Below are 18,086 nucleotides of genomic sequence, written 5' to 3'. Positions count from 1 at the left end.
CCCTTCGTGCAACCGCCGAGGGGATCGAATTTAATAGCTGAGTGTCAGAATTTCTCTTGCCATTACTTCATCAATATCCTGTCTTTCACCCTGCGGTAAAAGATTAAAGACTTTCAGATTGTGGATTATCGCCTCCACCGCGTCCGGTGGTAATCCATAATCGCGCATGCGGGTTTTGATACCCATGTGTTCAAAGAAATCGCGCGTTTTTGCAATCGCCTGGGAAATGCGGGTCTCCTCATCACCCTCGGTTATTTGCCAGATGCGCATGGCATATTGCAAAAGCTTCTCGTGCTTATTATTGCGCTGCACATATAATAAAGAAGGAAGTAATACGGCGAGCGTTTGTGCGTGGTCTAAGCCGTACAGTGAGGTGAGCTGATGGCCGATACGGTGCGTAGCCCAGTCTTGTGGCACACCTGCGCCGATAAGCCCGTTTAACGCCAACGTGGCGCTCCAGGTTAGCGTGGCTCGTACATCGTAATTTTCAGGCTGCGTAAGCGCTTTGGGACCTTCTTCCAACAGTGTTAGCAGTAACCCTTCAGCGAAGCGGTCTTGCACTTTGCCATAGACGGGGAAAGTGAGATATTGCTCGATAACGTGGACGAAGGCATCTACCACGCCGTTAGCGACTTGCCGAGCGGGCAGGGTATAGGATTTCTCAGGATCGAGAACCGCAAACTGAGGGAAGAGCAGCGGATGGTTAAAACCTACTTTGGCGCCTGATGCAATGTTGGAGACCACCGACGTGGCATTCATCTCCGAACCTGTGGCGGGTAAGGTCATGACACAGCCCATGGGCAGCGCCTGAGTGAGTGGTGTTTTATTAACCCAATGATCCCACACATTTCCATGGTAATAGGCGGCGGCAATGAACTTGGTGCCATCCACGACCGAACCGCCACCCACAGCCAGTAGATAATCGACATTGTTCTCTTTTGCTAACTGTGTGGCCTTCATCAAAGTTTCATAGTGGGGATTGGCTTCAATGCCGCCAAACTCCACAACGAAACGCTCACCAAGTGCTTGCCTGACTTCGGCAAGCGTGCCGTACTTTTCCGCACTTTGCCCGCCGTAGGTAATCAGCACCCGCGCATTGACGGGAATATGTTGATTAATCTCTGCAATTCTTCCCTGACCAAACACGATGCGCGTTGGGTTGTAATAACTAAAGTTGTACATTTTATAATCACCCTAGATTCAAAGTAACAAAAAACGGCTTTGATACTACTGCAAAGTTAGGGCGAGTGACATTTGGTTGAGACATAATGGTTATCCTCTCCTACACTTATCGCCACGGAGTACTCACGTTGGGTATCGCTGACAGGTGCGTAATCTTGTTACATTTTTTATATATCTATCATTAAGATAAACCCATTTGAAAAAGGTATAACTGTACCCGCTTTAGTGAAGTGAAATGCTACTTGTGAAAAAGATGGGCAATAAACGATCTGGTAAGAGTTCTTACCACACGGCTTTTTGTGATAATACCTTTCAATTATGTGACTTGTCTCACATAATTACTAAAATGATTCTCTGGTCGCGTTGTGTGTTTGAGGGATTAGGCGGTACAGTTGCGAAGATTTAGGAATAATCCTATGCTTTCTGATGCAGTGATTTAGGTTGTCATACGGGGTTAATGGATAAGCGAGTTGGGCAGCAAAAGAAGTTGGCTGTAGCGTGTGATTGTCATAATAAGAAAGTAAAGTAACAAAAAATAGTCTCTGGCACCGAATGCTTTCATGCCATCGATGGAGAGTGATTTTTAACCGGGCGATAGCCTCTATCCCCCAACTTATGCTTTGAACATAGCCTGTCGAGATGGGAAATATGGGTACCTCTGAATTACTCAAGCACATTTATGACATAAATCTGTCTTATCTGTTACTGGCACAACGTTTAATCAACGACGAAAAAGCTTCTTCAATGTTCCGTTTAGGTATTGATGAAACCATGGCAGATACTCTGATGCAGCTCACACTGCCTCAGATGGTTAAACTGGCGGAAACCAATCAACTGATTTGTCATTTTCGCTTTGACGATCACAACACGATCAAGTTATTAACACAAGAATCCCGCGTGGATGATTTACAACAAATCCATACTGGAATTTTGCTGTCGAGTCACTTATTAAACCAGTTATCTTCGAAAGATGATAACTTGCCTAAGAAAAGGGCATAATAATGACGGAAAAGAGTATTGTTCAGGAAGCAAAAGACATCCACTTAGCGATGGAATTGATCTCTCTGGGTGCTCGATTGCAGATGTTGGAAAGCGAAACACAATTAAGTCGTGGGCGTTTAATTAAACTTTATAAAGAGCTTCGGGGGAGCCCACCTCCAAAAGGAATGTTACCCTTTTCCACGGACTGGTTCATGACCTGGGAACAGAATATTCATTCTTCCATGTTTTATAATGCGTACGCTTTTTTGTTAAAGACCAGTCATTGTAATGGCGTTGAAGCCGTTATCAAAGCATACCGTCTTTATCTTGAACAGTGCGCACCCAACAATGATACGCCGTTACTTGCCTTGACTCGCGCCTGGACATTGGTGCGTTTCGTGGATAGCGGTATGTTACAGCTGTCGTCGTGCAATTGTTGCAACGGGATGTTTATTACGCATGCTCATCTGCCGAAAAACAGTTTTGTTTGCAGCTTGTGTCAGCCACCCTCCAGAGCGGTAAAAAGACGTAAACTTTCACCGAATCTTGCCGATATACTACCGCAACTACTGGATGAACCGGTAAAGCATGCTGTCTGAGCCTGGTGGCGGTTGTGAGTCTGTCTCAGCCCGTGTTGTTTCGGGCTGAGTACATCCCTCCTCAAGAAATTCCTGCTCGACGAATGTTTTACCTCAGCTTCCACCCGCGATTTGTTATAAGGAATTCTTGTGCTTGTTATATTGGGTTATCTCGTAATAATAGGTTCGATACTGGGTGGTTACCTCATTGTTGGCGGGTCGCTGGGCGCGCTGTATCAGCCCTCGGAACTGCTGATTATCGGTGGTTCGGTGCTGGGCGCGTTTATCGTCGGTAACAACGCCAAAGCCATTAAAGGTACGGTTCGCGCCTTCCCTCAATTGTTCAAAGGATCCAAATATAGCCGGGATCTCTACATGGATCTGATGGCGCTGTTGTTTCGTCTGATGGCGAAATCGCGTCAGCAGGGGATGCTTTCTCTGGAAGGTGATATCGACAGTCCGCGTGAAAGCGAGATTTTCTCCAGCTACCCTCGTGTGATCGCCGACAGTCACGTCATTGAATTCATCACCGACTATATGCGCCTGATGATCAGCGGCAACATGAATGCGTTCGAAATCGAAACGCTAATGGACGAAGAAATCGAAACGCTAGAGCACGAGCTCGAAGTGCCGGCAATGAGTCTGAACCTGATGGGGGATGGACTTCCTGCGTTTGGTATCGTTGCGGCGGTTATGGGGGTAGTGCACTCCTTGGCCTACGTCGATCGCCCTGCTGCTGAACTGGGGATGATGATTGCGCATGCCATGGTGGGGACGTTCCTGGGGATCTTGCTGGCATACGGCTTTGTTTCGCCACTGGCATCACTGCTGCGTCAAAAGAATTCAGAAAAGGTAAAAGTTCTGCAATGCATCAAGGTGACGCTGCTCTCCAGCTTGAACGGTTATGCGCCGCAGATTGCCGTTGAGTTTGGGCGTAAAACGCTGTACTCCACAGTCCGTCCGACCTTCACTGAGATGGAAGAACATATTCGTCGTGTGAAAGCACCGGCTCAGCAGGCTGCGGAAAATGAATAATGAAACATCAGCATCCGATAATACGCAAGAAAAGGAAGTCTAGCCACGCGGCGCACCATAGCGGTTCATGGAAAATAGCTTATGCTGACTTTATGACCGCTATGATGGCGCTATTTTTGGTAATGTGGCTTATCGCCATCGCCAGCCCATCACAATTGACGCAGATTGCCGAATATTTTCGGACTCCGCTCAAAGTTGCGTTAACGTCGGGCTCTCGCGCCAGTGAAGACAGCAGCCCGATTCCCGGCGGGGGCAATGATTACAACCAGCAGGAAGGTGCCGTCAAGCGCGAACCGGAGATGCCTCCTGAAGCCAATCAGCGCGACAGACTCGATGACATTCGCTTGAACAAATTGCGCGAGCAACTGGAACAGCTGATCGAATCTGACCCGCGCCTCAGAGCGCTACGGCCGCATTTGCTGATTGAAATGGTCGATGAAGGGTTACGCATCCAGATCATTGATAGCCAAAACCGCCCCATGTTCAAAACCGGCAGTGCGCAGGTTGAGCACTATATGAGCAATATCCTGCGTGCGATAGCCCCCATTCTTAATGATATCCCCAATAAGATCAGCCTGTCAGGGCATACTGATGACGTACAGTACGCCCAGGGGCAGCGTGGCTACAGTAACTGGGAGCTGTCTGCGGATCGCGCAAATGCCTCCCGGCGTGAGCTGATTGCGGGCGGTCTGTCTGATGGCAAGGTTCTGCGTGTGGTGGGCATGGCGGATACCATGAGTTTAAAACAGGCCGCGAACAAAAACGACGCCATTAACCGCCGGATCAGCTTAATGGTGCTTAACCGTGATGCGCAGCGAGCCATTGAGCAAGAAAACAGCGAAAGCCGCGCGATTGATATCGACAAAGCGGAAACTTTGCAAAATTTGCCCGCCGAGAACACTAAACCCGACGAGCCGGCTGCCGACAATAGCAATAACGGTGCAAGCAATGCGCCGGTCTCGAGAGGCGTCACGGGCGTGGGGCCAACGAACAGTGCGCCTTCCGGTAGCAGCAACACCAGTTCGAGCAGTACCACAACCAATAACAACAGCGCCACCAATAACAGCAATGTAAGCAGTATCAGTAATACCAATACAAATAATAGCGGCGGTGCAGCATCGCCGCAGACAGGGAATGGAGTACCTGCTTCAGGGCGCCAGCAACCAACCATCGCGTTGCCAGCCGCTCGGACAGCCAGGCAACACCTTCATCAATAAGCCACGATTCGCAGCAGAGGTGATCACGTGAGCATGGACATGAGTGCTTTTTATCAAACTTTTTTTGATGAAGCAGATGAATTACTGGCGGATATGGAACAACATTTGTTGTTATTAGATCCACAAGCCCCTGATACTGAGCAAATGAATGCCATCTTCCGTGCCGCCCATTCCATTAAAAGCGGCGCGGGAACGTTCGGTTTTACCGTATTGCAGGAAACCACCCATTTGATGGAAAACCTGCTTGATGGTGCGCGACGCGGAGAGATGCATTTGAGTACCGATATCATCAACCTGTTTTTGGAAACAAAAGATATTATGCAGGATCAGTTGGACGTTTATAAAACTGCTCAGGAACCCAATGCCGAGAGCTTTGAGTATATCTGTCAGGCACTGCGCCAACTGGCGCTCGATGCCAAAGGAGAAGGCAGAGCGCCGGCCGCACCCGCACCAACGCTCGCGCAGGCTGAAAACGGTGAATTGCGCATTTCGCTCACCGGACTTAAAACGCAAGAAATTCCGCAAATGCTTGAAGAGCTGGGCAACCTGGGAACGGTGAAAGATCCCCAGCAGACGGACAGCAGTCTGGATGTCACGTTGGTGACGTCTGAAAGTGAAGATGATATCAGCGCCGTGCTCTGCTTTGTGTTAGAGCCTGAACAGATCCATTTTGGCGCGCCTTCAGCCTCTACGCCAAGTGCTGCTCCCGTCGCCGAACCTGCGCCTGAACTGGCCGTAGCGCCAATCGCGCCAGAGCCTGTGGTTGAAGCCAAAGTCGAAGCCCCTTCCGCATCTGTTGCTGCGGCCAAGGCGCAACAGCCTGCACACGATGCCAACAAGAACCGGCCAAAAACGGGTGATACCAGCATCCGTGTGGCGGTAGAAAAAGTTGATCAGTTAATCAACCTGGTCGGCGAACTGGTGATAACGCAATCCATGCTGGCACAGCGCTCTACGGCGCTCGATCCGGTGGCGCATGCCGACCTGCTGAATAGCATGGGGCAGTTGGAGCGAAACGCGCGCGATTTGCAAGAATCCTTGATGTCTATTCGTATGATGCCAATGGAATACGTATTCAGCCGCTTCCCACGCTTGGTGCGCGATTTGGCCGCCAAACTGGACAAGCAGGTAGAATTGACCCAGATCGGTAGCTCCACCGAATTGGATAAGAGCCTGATTGAGCGAATTATTGACCCACTTACTCACTTGGTACGTAATAGTCTCGATCACGGTATTGAATCGCCAGAGAAACGTATTGCTGCCGGGAAATCGCCGGTGGGTAATTTGACGCTGCTAGCTGAACATCAGGGCGGGAATATCTGCATCGAAGTTATCGATGACGGTGCGGGGCTGAACCGTGAGCGCATTTTAGCGAAAGCAATGTCGCAAGGCTTGGCGGTGAATGAAAACATGTCTGACGAAGACGTCGGTATGTTGATTTTTGCTCCTGGTTTCTCAACGGCCGAAAAGGTAACAGACGTCTCTGGACGCGGCGTGGGAATGGACGTGGTAAAACGTAACATCCAGGAGATGGGTGGACATGTTGAAATTCACTTCCAGGCCGGCAAGGGTACCACTATTCGTATCCTGCTCCCGCTCACACTGGCAATACTGGATGGCATGTCCGTCAAGGTCAGCAAAGAAGTGTTCATTCTGCCGTTGGGTGCAGTAATGGAATCGTTACAACCGCGCGCCGAGGACATTTATCCGTTGGCGGGGGGAGAGCGTGTGCTGCAAGTGCGCGGAGAATATTTGCCTCTGGTTGAGCTGTTCCACATTTTTGATGTTGAAGGCGCGAAGACTGATGCGACTCAGGGTATCGTCGTCATTCTACAGAGCGCAGGTCGCCGCTATGCCTTGCTGGTTGATCAATTGGTTGGTCAACACCAGGTTGTAGTGAAGAATCTGGAAAGCAACTATCGCAAAGTGCCGGGTGTTTCCGCTGCGACCATTTTAGGTGACGGTAGCGTGGCATTGATTGTCGACGTTTCGGCGTTACAGGCATTGAACCGTGAAAAGTGCGTTGTTGAGACCGCGGCGTAATAACACATAGAACGTGAATAATTAAGGTGAAAAACATGACTGGACTTGCCAACGTCACAAAAATAGCCGGTGAAACCGTGGGACAGGAGTTCCTGATTTTCACACTGGGCGACGAGGAGTACGGCGTCGACATTCTTAAGGTGCAAGAGATCCGGGGTTACGATCAGGTTACACGCATTGCAAACACACCCTCCTTTATCAAAGGGGTGACTAACCTGCGTGGCGTTATCGTACCAATCGTCGATCTGCGCATTAAGTTTGCCCAGCAGGAAGTGGATTATGACGACAACACCGTGGTGATTGTCCTCAATCTGGGACAGCGCGTGGTGGGGATCGTAGTTGACGGCGTGTCTGACGTACTGTCGCTGACGGCGGATCAGATTCGCCCTGCGCCAGAATTTGCAGTAACCCTGTCCACAGAATATTTGACAGGTCTTGGCTCACTGGGTGAGAGAATGCTCATCCTGGTCGATATCGAGAAATTGCTGAGCAGTGAAGAAATGGCATTAGTTGATATCGTTGCAAAAGCATAATCTTTTTTTCAGAGCCATCGCTGGATGGCTCTGACTTTTCTTGCTCTTTTCTCTATTTAGGTTATCTGGAACTTATTCCTCTCTGATGCTGGTCTTCCGGCTATTCGTTTACTTAAAAGGCGTCATATGTTGAATCGTATCAAAATTGTCACAGCGCTACTTTGTGTACTGCTACTATTTGGTGTCCTGCAAATTGTTTCCGGAGGGCTATTTTTTAATGCGTTAAAAAATGATAAAGAGGTATTTGGCAATACGCTTATCATTAATAATCAAAAATCTGCGTTTGATGCGAGTTGGTCATATTTATTGCAAACGCGAAATACCCTTAATCTCGCAGGAAGTCGATTTGCGCTCGATGCCACTGGGCGGGCACCGGGTCATCGGTAAAAGCGTTGCTGGAGGATGGACAGCGGCAATTAGGCAGTACAAACAAATAGTTCGCAGGCTATGAACGCGTAGCGCGCTCGACACAGCAGAGCAATGCCATCGCGCAAGATGTCAAACAGAATTATACGACATTAAATGTTGCATTGACCGAGTTAATTCAACTGCTTTCCGCAGGAGATATAAAAAAGTTTATCGATCAGCCAACGCAAAGCTATCAGGATGGATTTGAAAAAGCGTACAATGCTTATAAAGTAGAAAGTGAAAAATTATATAACACAGAAATTTCACGTAACGAAAGCGCTTATCAATCGGCTCTCTGGATTTTTGGGGCAGTAATTTCTGTTGTTGTCGCTGTAATCTTGTCTGCCTGGTTTGCTATCCAACGTATATTAATTCATCCGCTGAATAATATTGTGGAACATACGCAACACATTGCGCGCGGCGATCTGACTCAGAACATTAATTATCATAGCCGCAATGAAATGGGCATATTGGCAGACAGCATGCGCCACATCCAGTCAGAATTGATCAGCACGGTGAGAGCGGTGCGCCATGGTGCCGATGCGATCTACACCGGAGCATCAGAAATCAGCGCAGGGAATAACGATCTCTCATCGCGTATCGAGGAGCAAGCGTCGTCACTGGAGCAAACGGCGGCCAGCATGGAACAACTGACGGCAACGGTGCGACAGAATGCGGAAAATGCGCGTCAGGCGAGCCAACTGGCGTTGAGCGCATCAGAAACCGCACAACGCGGTGGCAAGGTGGTCGATAATGTCGTGAAAACCATGCACAACATTGCCGGTAGCTCGCAGAAAATTGCCGATATTACCAGCATTATTGATGGTATCGCGCTCCAGACCAATATTCTGGCGTTGAACGCGGCGGTTGAAGCCGCACGAGCGGGAGAGCAGGGCCGCGGTTTCGCCGTGGTGGCGGGAGAGGTGCGCAATTTGGCACAACGTAGCGCCCAGGCAGCGAAAGAAATTAAAACTTTGATTGAAGATTCTGTAAATCGTGTCGATGAAGGATCTGTATTAGTAGAAAGCGCGGGCGAAACCATGGGCGAAATTCTCAGCGCGGTGACACGCGTGACCGACATCATGGGGGAAATCGCTTCTGCCTCTGACGAACAGAGCAAGGGCATTGGGCAGGCTGTTACGGAAATGGACCGCGTAACTCAGCAAAACTCTGCGCTTGTAGAGAAATCCGCCGCCGCTGCGGCCGCACTCGAACAGCAAGTTATTGGATTGAACCAGGCCGTTGCGGTCTTCCAGTTACCAGCAACGGGGGGACGTTCGCGGATCGCATCATCCGCACTGGCCACGGTTGACACGGCGACGCGCCCGGCATTGCTCCCGACCGCCTCTGCGGACAATAAGAAAAAAGCAGGGGCTGCGGCCTCAGATAACTGGGAAACGTTTTAACCGAAAGGCCACGCGTATTTCAGGCACAGTGATTTATAAATAAGCATTTTAAAACAATAGCTTATCGATCGTGTCGGTGTGAAGCTGACCGATCACTGAGGTTGGAGGCAGTATGTTGACGCGGATTCGTGTTTCTACCGGTTTGTTTGTGTTGTTGTTTGTGTTTTGTGCCGTGCAGTTGGTATCCAGCAGCTTATCCTTTACGGCGTTCAAAATGGACTATCAGAATTTTACGCGCGTGGAGACCGTCAGCCAGCAGCGCGACAGTTTAAGCCAGAGTTGGGTGGCATTGCTGCAAACCCGTAATACGTTGAACCGTGCGGCAACCCGCGCGGCGCGTAACGTGCCGCAAGAGCAAGTCTCCGTGTTGATGAATAGTGCCCGTGCCTCTCTGGCGCAGGCGGATGTCTATTTCAAGCAGTTTGTTGCTACCACGCAGTTAACGGAGGAAGGACAGCGTCTGGCTGAGGGCACTAAAGCGAGCTACGACAAGCTCAACGGTGCGTTGGCCGAGCTGATTGGTTTTCTGGATAAAGGCCAGCTACAACCTTTCCTAGACCAGCCTACCCAGTCATTTCAGGATAATTTTGAGAAGAGCTTTTCTGCCTATCTGACCTACGTTCAGACTCATTTGCAGCAGGCCGGTCAGGCAAGCCGCGATTCCTATGACCATTCAACCTGGTCGTTTGGCATTGTTGTGGTGCTTTCCTTGGCGCTGGTCGCTGTGGCCGTGGTGTGGCTGCGCAAAATCATCCTGACGCCGTTGACCATCATGCGTGAGCATTTTGAGCATATCGCGCAGGGACACCTGACGGTAAAAATCGCCGACTACGGTCAGAATGAAATTGGGGTGATGTTCTCGGCGCTGCAGCACATGCAGACCTCGCTTGCCTCGACGGTACATACCGTGCGGCAAGGTGCTACCGGGATGCTGATGGGTGTGCGTGAGATTTCCTCCGGCAACGTGGATTTATCATCACGCACTGAATCACAGGCGCCTGCGTTAGAACAAACAGCCGCCAGCATGGAAGAACTGACTGCCATCGTGAAGCAAAATGCGGACAATGCGCATCAGGCCTCCAAATTGGCGCAGGAGACCACGAACACTGCCCATAAAGGGGGGGAAATCACCGCCGGCGTAGTGAAAACGATGCAGGATATTGCTGTGAGTTCACGTAAAATCAGTGACATTACCGGGGTGATTGATGGCATTGCTTTCCAGACCAATATTCTGGCGCTAAATGCAGCCGTTGAAGCGGCGCGGGCGGGCGAACAAGGGCGTGGGTTTGCCGTGGTGGCAGGCGAAGTACGCAGTCTGGCACAGCGCAGTGCGCAGGCAGCCAAGGAGATCAAAGCGCTGATAGAGGAATCGGTGGGCCGCGTTGAGCAAGGCTCGGTGCTAGTGAAAGACGCGGGTAATACCATGGATGATATCGTTACGTCAGTGAAGCGTGTGACGGACATCTATGGGTGAAATTGCGTCTGACGAGCAGAGCAGAGGCATTGAGCAGGTTGCTCAAGCGGTGACAAAAATGGACAGTGCAACGCAACAGAATGCCGCGTTGGTGGAGGAAGCCTCATCCGTCTTTCAGGCATTGGAAGCCCAGGCGATGATGTTGACGGATGCAGTTTCAGTTTTCCGTCTTGACGTGACCGACGACGAAATATCGACTAATACTTACAAAGTAACACCTGCACTCGCGTTGAAGGAAAGGCTGGATTGACTCTCTCTATAACCTTAATTGATGTTTGAGCGGTTTGATATGAAAAATAACCCATCGCCAAATCGTCTTAAATCTGCGTCTATTCTGACGCAGATGGTCGATAGATTGCCGTTGTCGGATACCCATTTTCGGCGTATCAGTCAGTTGATTTACCAACGTGCTGGCATTGTGCTGGCCGATCATAAACGGGAAATGGTTTACAATCGCTTGGTAAGGCGGCTGCGTACTTTGGGGCTCAATGATTTTGGGCAATATCTGGCGCTGCTGGAAGCAGACGTCAATAGCTCTGAATGGCAGGCGTTTGTTAATGCCATGACGACAAATCTGACGGCGTTTTTTCGTGAGGCGCATCATTTTCCTATCCTTGTCGAGCATGCGCGGTCAAGGCCGAATGGCTATACCGTATGGAGTACGGCGGCATCCACCGGTGAAGAGCCGTATTCATTAGCGATAACGTTGGCGGAGGTGCTGGGTAACCGCGTTAGTGGGTGCCAGGTCTGGGCCAGCGATATCGATACCCAGGTGCTGGAAAAAGCCACGGCGGGTATTTATCGTCAGGAGGAACTGCGCACGCTTTCTCCCCAGCAGTTACAAAAATTCTTTTTACGCGGGACTGGACCACACAGTGGCTTGGTACGCGTAAGGCCTGAGCTTGCCGCGATGGTGCATTTTCAACAGTTGAACCTGTTGGCACCGACTTGGGATGTTCCTGCGCCTTTTGATGCTATATTCTGCCGTAATATAATGATTTACTTTGATAAAGAGACGCAGGAGCGTATTTTGCGTCGCTTTGTTCCTATGCTTAAGCCGGGTGGGTTATTATTTGCCGGCCATTCAGAAAACTTCAGCCAGATCAGTCGGGAGTTCTACTTGCGCGGGCAGACGGTCTATGGGCTGGCTAAGGAAAGATAATGAGCAAGATTAAAGTACTTTGTGTAGATGATTCAGCGCTTATGCGTCAGATCATGACGGAAATTATTAATAGCCACCCAGATATGGAAGTGGTTGCGACCGCACCCGATCCGCTGGTTGCCCGCGATCTGATCAAAAAATTTAATCCGCAGGTATTGACGCTGGATGTGGAAATGCCGCGCATGGACGGATTGGACTTTCTGGAAAAACTGATGCGCTTGCGGCCGATGCCTGTGGTGATGGTCTCGTCGCTGACGGGGAAAGGGTCCGAGGTGACGTTACGCGCGTTGGAACTGGGCGCGCTGGATTTTGTCACCAAGCCGCAGTTGGGGATTCGCGAAGGCATGTTAGCCTACAGCAAGATGATCGCTGAGAAGATTCGCATGGCGGCTAAGGCGCGCCTGCCGCAGCGCAGTGCGTCCAGCGAGCCGACCAAAATTATTCATCACATGCCGATTCTCAGCAGTGAAAAACTGATCGCTATTGGTGCGTCGACGGGGGGGACCGAAGCGATTCGCCAAGTGCTGCAACCATTGCCGACAAACAGCCCGGCTTTGCTGATAACCCAGCATATGCCGCCGGGTTTCACCAAATCTTTTGCTGAGCGCTTGAATAAACTGTGTCAGATTACGGTAAAAGAAGCGGAAGATGGTGAGCGCGTTTTACCCGGGCACGCGTATATCGCACCCGGAGCACGCCATCTGGAGTTGGTGAAAAGCGGTGCCAACTATCAGGTCAGGTTGAATGACGGGCCACCGGTAAACCGGCATCGTCCGTCGGTAGACGTATTATTTCGTTCGGTGGCGCAGTATGCCGGGCGAAATGCCGTGGGGATTATCCTCACGGGGATGGGAAACGACGGTGCCGCAGGGATGTTGGCAATGCATCAGGTTGGTGCTTACACTCTGGCGCAAAATAAGGCAAGCTGTGTGGTGTTTGGTATGCCACGCGAAGCAATTGCGATGAGGGGCGTCGATGAGGTGGTAGATTTAAGCCAGGTGAGCCAGCGTATGTTGGCACAAATTTCTGCCGGACAGGCATTACGTATATAGCAACAGCAGCTCCCAGGGAGCAATAAAAATTAGGAGTAGGTATGGCCGATAAAGAACTCAGATTTTTGATAGTGGACGACTTTTCGACGATGCGCCGCATTGTTCGTAACCTACTGAAGGAACTGGGCTTTAATAATGTGGAAGAAGCAGAGGATGGTGCTGACGCGTTGAATAAATTGCGCGCAGGCGGTTTTGACTTTGTGATTTCCGACTGGAATATGCCCAATATGGATGGTCTGGAGCTGCTGCAAACGATCCGTGCTGATGGTTCACTGTCGAGTCTGCCTGTCATGATGGTCACGGCGGAAGCGAAAAAAGAGAACATCATTGCTGCCGCTCAGGCGGGCGCTAGCGGCTATGTGGTTAAGCCGTTCACAGCTGCGACCCTGGAAGAAAAACTGAATAAGATTTTCGAAAAATTAGGCATGTAAGGGGATCGTATGACATCACATCCTATGCTACCGGTGAATGATACTGCCTCTGCAACGGAGATCATTTCCCGTATTGGCCAATTGACGCGCATGCTGCGTGACAGCTTGCGTGAACTGGGTTTGGATCAGGCCATCGCAGAAGCCGCGGAAGCGATTCCCGATGCGCGCGATCGTCTTGACTATGTCGTGCAAATGACGGCACAGGCGGCAGAACGCGCATTAAGCAGCGTTGAGGCCGCACAACCCGTCCAGAACCGACTGGAAATGGAAGCCAAGGCGCTGAAAGCGCGTTGGGATCAATGGTTCGAAAATCCGATTGAACTGGCGCAAGCAAAAGAACTGGTCACGGATACGCGTAATTATTTGAATGACGTACCGCAGCACACCTCTTTCACCAATGCGCAACTGATGGAAATCATGATGGCGCAAGATTTCCAGGATCTTACCGGTCAGGTTATCAAACGCATGATGACGGTAATTCAGGAAATCGAAAAACAATTGCTGATGGTGTTGTTGGAAAACATGCCAGAGCAATCGGCTGAGAAGAAACGGCCAAATGACAGCTTGCTCAATGGTCCTCAGATGGATAAAACCGCCGCAGGCGTGGTATCCAGTCAGGATCAGGTTGATGACTTGCTCGACAGCCTGGGTTTCTAATGCAGTCAGGGGAGTGCGGCAGTGCAGGGCCTCCCACTGATGCACGCTTCTTTTGCACAGTTATTGATCTGTGGATCAGTCACTGTGTTTCTATTGGTATTACTCTATCCCTGAATAAGCTATAGGTTTGTTTCGTTGTTCAAGCCATAAGGATTGCGGACATTTGTCATGCTAAGCATTAATCCTTAACCTGAATGAATGCGATCGGAACACGGCTGTGGCTGAAGATAGCGATCTGGAAAAAACAGAGGCCCCCACACCCCACCGTCAAGAAAAGGCGAGGGAAGAGGGGCAGATTCCGCGTTCGCGCGAATTGACGTCGCTGTTAATGTTGATTTCAGGGCTGGCACTCTTATGGTTTGGTGGCAGCTCTATGGCGCGGAAACTTTCGGGCATAGTGGCGCAAGGGCTTCATTTTGACCCCAGGTTAGTCAGTGATGAGAAGCTATTATTACGCCATTTGGGGTCATTGTTGATGCAAGGTGTTTCAGCGTTGGTTCCTTTAATGGTTGGCGCTGTACTGGTGGCTATTGCTGCCCCGATGTTACTGGGGGGAGTGCTGTTTAGTCCCAGCTTCATTAAATTCGATCTGACAAAGCTGAATCCGATCAGTGGATTAAAGCGCATATTTTCTTCGCAAGTGTTGGCCGAGCTGTTTAAAGCCATCCTCAAGTCTATATTGGTAGGATTAATTGCTGGCTGGTTCTTGTTACATAACTGGCCAAAGATGCTCCATCTGGTCTCTGAACCGCCTATTGCCGCGTTAGGAGATGCGCTGGAGCTGGTAGCAATATGCGCATTTTTTGTCATTGTGGGGCTTATTCCCATGGTGGCTTTTGACGTTTTCTGGCAGCTTTGGAGCCATTTAAAAAAATTGCGGATGAGTAAACAGGATATCCGCGATGAACATAAGCAAAGTGAAGGCGATCCGCATGTGAAAGGTCGGATACGTCAACAGCAACGTGCGCTGGCCCAGCGACGGATGATGACCGATGTGCCAAAGGCAGATGTGATCGTTACCAACCCGACACACTATTCTGTCGCCCTGCAATATGATGATAAAAAAATGAGTGCACCCCGGGTCTTGGCAAAGGGGGCTGGAGAAATTGCCCTGCGTATTCGAGAGCTTGGTGCCGAACATCGCATTCCTGTTTTGGAGGCACCGCCATTGGCGCGTGCTCTGTTTCGCCATGCAGAAATTGGCGAACACATTCCAGCAACACTGTATGCTGCCGTGGCAGAAGTATTGGCATGGGTTTACCAACTAAGACGTTGGTGGCGTGAGGGGGGACTCATCCCGCGTAAACCCAAATATCTTCCTGTCCCGAAAGCGCTTGATTTTGTACCACCTGAAGAGATGAATACCGATGCCTGATTTGGCCTCTTTACTGCGACTACCTACAGCGTTTAAAAACACCCAGTGGCAAATTTTGGCGGGCCCAGTTCTCATCCTTCTGATCCTTTCCATGATGTTGTTGCCGCTGCCTCCCTTCATTTTGGATCTGCTCTTTACCTTCAACATTGCGCTCTCCATCATGGTGTTATTGGTCGCAATGTTCACGCAACGCACGTTGGATTTCGCTGCCTTCCCAACCATTTTGTTGTTCTCTACATTGTTGCGTCTGTCGCTGAACGTTGCATCGACGCGTATTATTTTGCTGGAAGGTCACACAGGTACAGCGGCAGCGGGACGCGTGGTAGAGGCATTTGGTCACTTTTTGGTGGGCGGCAATTTTGCTATCGGTATCGTGGTGTTCATTATTTTGGTGTTAATCAACTTTATGGTGATCACCAAGGGTGCCGGACGTATTGCTGAAGTAGGGGCCCGTTTTGTCCTGGATGGGATGCCCGGTAAACAGATAGCAATTGATGCAGATTTAAACGCCGGTTTGATCGGTGAAGATGAAGCGAAAAAGCGTCGTGCGGAAGTTACCCAGGAAGCCGACTTTTACGGTTCAATGGACGGGGCCAGTAAATTTGTGCGTGGAGACGCTATCGCTGGTTTGATCATTATGGTGATCAACATTGTCGGTGGGTTGTTGGTTGGGGTTGTGCAGCACAACATGTCGATGGGCCAGGCAGCAGAAAGCTATACCTTGTTGACCATCGGTGATGGTTTGGTGGCGCAAATACCAGCGTTAGTTATCTCGACAGCGGCAGGTGTCATCGTTACCCGCGTGAGCACAGATCAGGATGTTGGCCAGCAAATGGTCACTCAACTGTTCAATAATCCACTAGTGATGATTCTTAGCGCTGGGGTGCTGGGGCTGATCGGCATGGTACCGGGGATGCCTAACTTTGTCTTCTTGCTCTTCACCGCAGCGCTACTCGGATTGGCCTGGTGGATGAAAAACCGTGAGGGCGTTGTGCCTGTCGCTGGCGTTGAACAACAGTTACATGAGAAACCCAAGGTCATTGAAGCAACCTGGTCTGATGTGCAGTTGGAAGATCCACTGGGAATGGAAGTGGGTTACCGACTGATTCCCATAGTCGATCATCAGCAGGATGGTGAACTGCTGGGGAGAATTCGCAGTATTCGCAAAAAATTCGCGCAAGAGATGGGCTTCCTGCCGCCAGTGGTGCACATTCGTGACAATATGGAATTACCTCCTGCAAGTTACCGTATCCTGATGAAAGGGGTTGAAGTGGGACACGGCGAGGCTTATCCTGGTCGCTGGATGGCCATTAACCCTGGAAATGCGTTTGGCGAATTGCCGGGTGACAAGACACAAGATCCGGCATTCGGTTTGCCTGCTGTGTGGATTGAAGGGGTGTTGAAGGAGCAGGCGCAAACGCAAGGTTATACGGTAGTGGAAGCGAGCACCGTGGTTGTTACACACCTTAATCATCTTATTGGGCTCTATGCGAGTGAGCTGTTTGGCCGCCAGGAAGCGCAGCAACTGATGGACCGTGTCACGCAGGAAATGCCGAAGTTGACTGAGGATTTGATCCCGGGTGTTGTCACGCTGACCACCTTGCACAAGGTGTTGCAAAATCTGCTTAAAGAGAAAGTCTCTATACGTGATATGCGTACTATTGTTGAAACACTTGCTGAGCACGCGCCTATACAACCCGATCCTTATGAGCTGACGACAGTGGTGCGCGTTGCTTTGGGCAGGGCCATTATCCAGCAATGGTTCCCTGGCGATGGGGAGTTGCAAGTGATTGGTTTGGATAGTTCCCTTGAGCGAATCTTATTGCAAGCGCTGCAAGGTGGTGGAGGATTGGAACCGGACCTTGCCGATAGACTTTTGGCACAGGCCAGGCAGGCGCTAAGTCGCCAGGAAATGTTGGGGGCTCCTCCGGTTCTGTTGGTAAACCATGCATTACGTGGTTTGTTTGCGCGCTTTTTACAACGTAGTTTGCCGCAGATGGCGGTGCTATCCAACCTTGAAATCAGTGACAGTCGGCAGATAAGAATGACGGCAATGATTGGAGAAGCATAATGAGTTTGAGACGGCTCTCAGTCTTGTTATTGGCACTTGTACCTCTGGCCGTTTTTGCAGGACAAGGTGGATGGAACGCCAGCAAATCAGGGGTGATGTTGACGTATCGCGGCCAACTGCTCAACTCTGCACCTTTGGCTCCTACACCGCTGCAAGGCGTCAACCCGGATAATTCGATCACTGTGGTATATTGGCGCTATGCCATCGATGGCGTATATGACCCCGGCTTACGCGTTAAATTGTGTACAGTACAACGCTGCACTGAAATTGAGGGTGGAAGTGGGCAGACACAGGCTTTTCGTGGTTTGCCAGCCACCAGCGAGTTTCGTTTTACCTATTTCTTGGAAGGTAAAGGGCGTGTTTATCGCCCGATAGACATACGGCGAGTAGAAATCGCCGTTAATTATGAGTAACACGCCTAAATAACTTTGCATATTACCGCTCCACTTTAGCCAGCCCATGTTGATTACCGGGAAACGGT

The 18,086-nt window shown here is 50.3% G+C and carries 13 protein-coding genes and 3 pseudogenes; 15 read left to right on the top strand and 1 reads right to left on the bottom strand.

Annotated features, from left to right (window positions below; translation table 11 throughout):
• Positions 1–30 precede the first annotated feature (30 nt).
• On the bottom strand, positions 31–1,182 hold the full coding sequence (locus CS369_RS12785; protein ID WP_196907393.1) for an iron-containing alcohol dehydrogenase: 1,152 nt from the start codon (positions 1,180–1,182) through the stop codon (positions 31–33).
• 648 nt (positions 1,183–1,830) lie between these two features.
• Here CS369_RS12785 and flhD point away from each other — a divergent pair.
• From flhD to CS369_RS12700, 15 genes and pseudogenes are all read left to right on the top strand, one after another.
• The gene (flhD, locus tag CS369_RS12780) at positions 1,831–2,181 is read left to right on the top strand and encodes a flagellar transcriptional regulator FlhD (RefSeq protein ID WP_196907392.1); all 351 of its coding nucleotides are present in this window, start codon (positions 1,831–1,833) and stop codon (positions 2,179–2,181) included.
• A gap of 2 nt (positions 2,182–2,183) precedes the next feature.
• On the top strand, positions 2,184–2,762 hold the full coding sequence (flhC, locus tag CS369_RS12775; protein WP_196907391.1) for a flagellar transcriptional regulator FlhC: 579 nt from the start codon (positions 2,184–2,186) through the stop codon (positions 2,760–2,762).
• A gap of 129 nt (positions 2,763–2,891) precedes the next feature.
• Complete coding sequence (gene motA, locus CS369_RS12770) at positions 2,892–3,776, top strand: flagellar motor stator protein MotA (protein ID WP_196907390.1); 885 nt, start codon at positions 2,892–2,894, stop codon at positions 3,774–3,776.
• Positions 3,776–5,016, top strand: a pseudogene (motB, locus tag CS369_RS12765) (flagellar motor protein MotB). Before motA ends, motB begins: the two are co-directional and overlap by 1 nt.
• 16 nt (positions 5,017–5,032) lie before the next feature.
• A complete protein-coding gene (gene cheA / locus CS369_RS12760; protein ID WP_196907401.1) occupies positions 5,033–7,036 on the top strand; it encodes a chemotaxis protein CheA in 2,004 nt (667 codons plus the stop codon).
• Positions 7,037–7,071: 35 nt separating this feature from the next.
• Entirely contained in the window at positions 7,072–7,569 is a 498-nt protein-coding gene (cheW, locus tag CS369_RS12755) for a chemotaxis protein CheW (protein ID WP_195312477.1), read from the top strand.
• Between the two features lie 126 nt (positions 7,570–7,695).
• A pseudogene (locus CS369_RS24635) lies at positions 7,696–9,383 on the top strand (methyl-accepting chemotaxis protein).
• Positions 9,384–9,495: 112 nt separating this feature from the next.
• Positions 9,496–11,107 (top strand): annotated as a pseudogene (locus tag CS369_RS12735) (methyl-accepting chemotaxis protein).
• Between the two features lie 39 nt (positions 11,108–11,146).
• Positions 11,147–12,019 (top strand): protein-glutamate O-methyltransferase CheR, encoded by an 873-nt coding sequence (gene cheR / locus CS369_RS12730; protein ID WP_196907387.1) that lies wholly within the window; start codon positions 11,147–11,149, stop codon positions 12,017–12,019.
• Positions 12,019–13,071, top strand: a complete 1,053-nt coding sequence (locus CS369_RS12725) for a chemotaxis response regulator protein-glutamate methylesterase (protein ID WP_196907386.1) — start codon at positions 12,019–12,021, stop codon at positions 13,069–13,071. Before cheR ends, CS369_RS12725 begins: the two co-directional genes overlap by 1 nt.
• Positions 13,072–13,112: 41 nt before the next feature.
• The gene (gene cheY / locus CS369_RS12720) at positions 13,113–13,502 is read left to right on the top strand and encodes a chemotaxis response regulator CheY (RefSeq protein WP_196907385.1); all 390 of its coding nucleotides are present in this window, start codon (positions 13,113–13,115) and stop codon (positions 13,500–13,502) included.
• Between the two features lie 9 nt (positions 13,503–13,511).
• Entirely contained in the window at positions 13,512–14,159 is a 648-nt protein-coding gene (gene cheZ / locus CS369_RS12715) for a protein phosphatase CheZ (protein WP_196907384.1), read from the top strand.
• A gap of 217 nt (positions 14,160–14,376) precedes the next feature.
• Positions 14,377–15,534, top strand: coding sequence for a flagellar biosynthesis protein FlhB (gene flhB, locus CS369_RS12710; RefSeq protein WP_196907383.1), 1,158 nt, complete (start codon positions 14,377–14,379; stop codon positions 15,532–15,534).
• Positions 15,527–17,605: a flagellar biosynthesis protein FlhA gene (gene flhA, locus CS369_RS12705; protein ID WP_196907382.1), complete on the top strand. Its 2,079-nt coding sequence runs from the start codon at positions 15,527–15,529 to the stop codon at positions 17,603–17,605. The genes flhB and flhA overlap by 8 nt, the downstream gene beginning before the upstream one ends.
• Before the next feature lie 23 nt (positions 17,606–17,628).
• Positions 17,629–18,018, top strand: coding sequence for a flagellar protein FlhE (locus CS369_RS12700; RefSeq protein ID WP_210769492.1), 390 nt, complete (start codon positions 17,629–17,631; stop codon positions 18,016–18,018).
• The last annotated feature ends 68 nt before the right edge of the window (positions 18,019–18,086 follow it).

Origin of the sequence: Candidatus Symbiopectobacterium sp. 'North America' (genome assembly GCF_015762685.1) — a bacterium.
Taxonomy (GTDB): domain Bacteria; phylum Pseudomonadota; class Gammaproteobacteria; order Enterobacterales; family Enterobacteriaceae; genus Symbiopectobacterium.
Note: the sequence above shows the minus strand (reverse complement) of the source record. Positions and strands in the feature narration are given on the sequence as shown.

Bases quoted from the DNA above. Each gene is read 5' to 3' on its own strand.
- CS369_RS12785 (WP_196907393.1), bottom strand. From the start codon at position 1,182: ATGTACAACTTTAGTTATTACAACCCAACGCGCATCGTGTTTGGTCAG.
- flhD (WP_196907392.1), top strand. From the start codon at position 1,831: ATGGGTACCTCTGAATTACTCAAGCACATTTATGACATAAATCTGTCT.
- flhC (WP_196907391.1), top strand. From the start codon at position 2,184: ATGACGGAAAAGAGTATTGTTCAGGAAGCAAAAGACATCCACTTAGCG.
- cheA (WP_196907401.1), top strand. From the start codon at position 5,033: ATGAGTGCTTTTTATCAAACTTTTTTTGATGAAGCAGATGAATTACTG.
- cheW (WP_195312477.1), top strand. From the start codon at position 7,072: ATGACTGGACTTGCCAACGTCACAAAAATAGCCGGTGAAACCGTGGGA.
- cheR (WP_196907387.1), top strand. From the start codon at position 11,147: ATGAAAAATAACCCATCGCCAAATCGTCTTAAATCTGCGTCTATTCTG.
- CS369_RS12725 (WP_196907386.1), top strand. From the start codon at position 12,019: ATGAGCAAGATTAAAGTACTTTGTGTAGATGATTCAGCGCTTATGCGT.
- cheY (WP_196907385.1), top strand. From the start codon at position 13,113: ATGGCCGATAAAGAACTCAGATTTTTGATAGTGGACGACTTTTCGACG.
- cheZ (WP_196907384.1), top strand. From the start codon at position 13,512: ATGACATCACATCCTATGCTACCGGTGAATGATACTGCCTCTGCAACG.
- flhA (WP_196907382.1), top strand. From the start codon at position 15,527: ATGCCTGATTTGGCCTCTTTACTGCGACTACCTACAGCGTTTAAAAAC.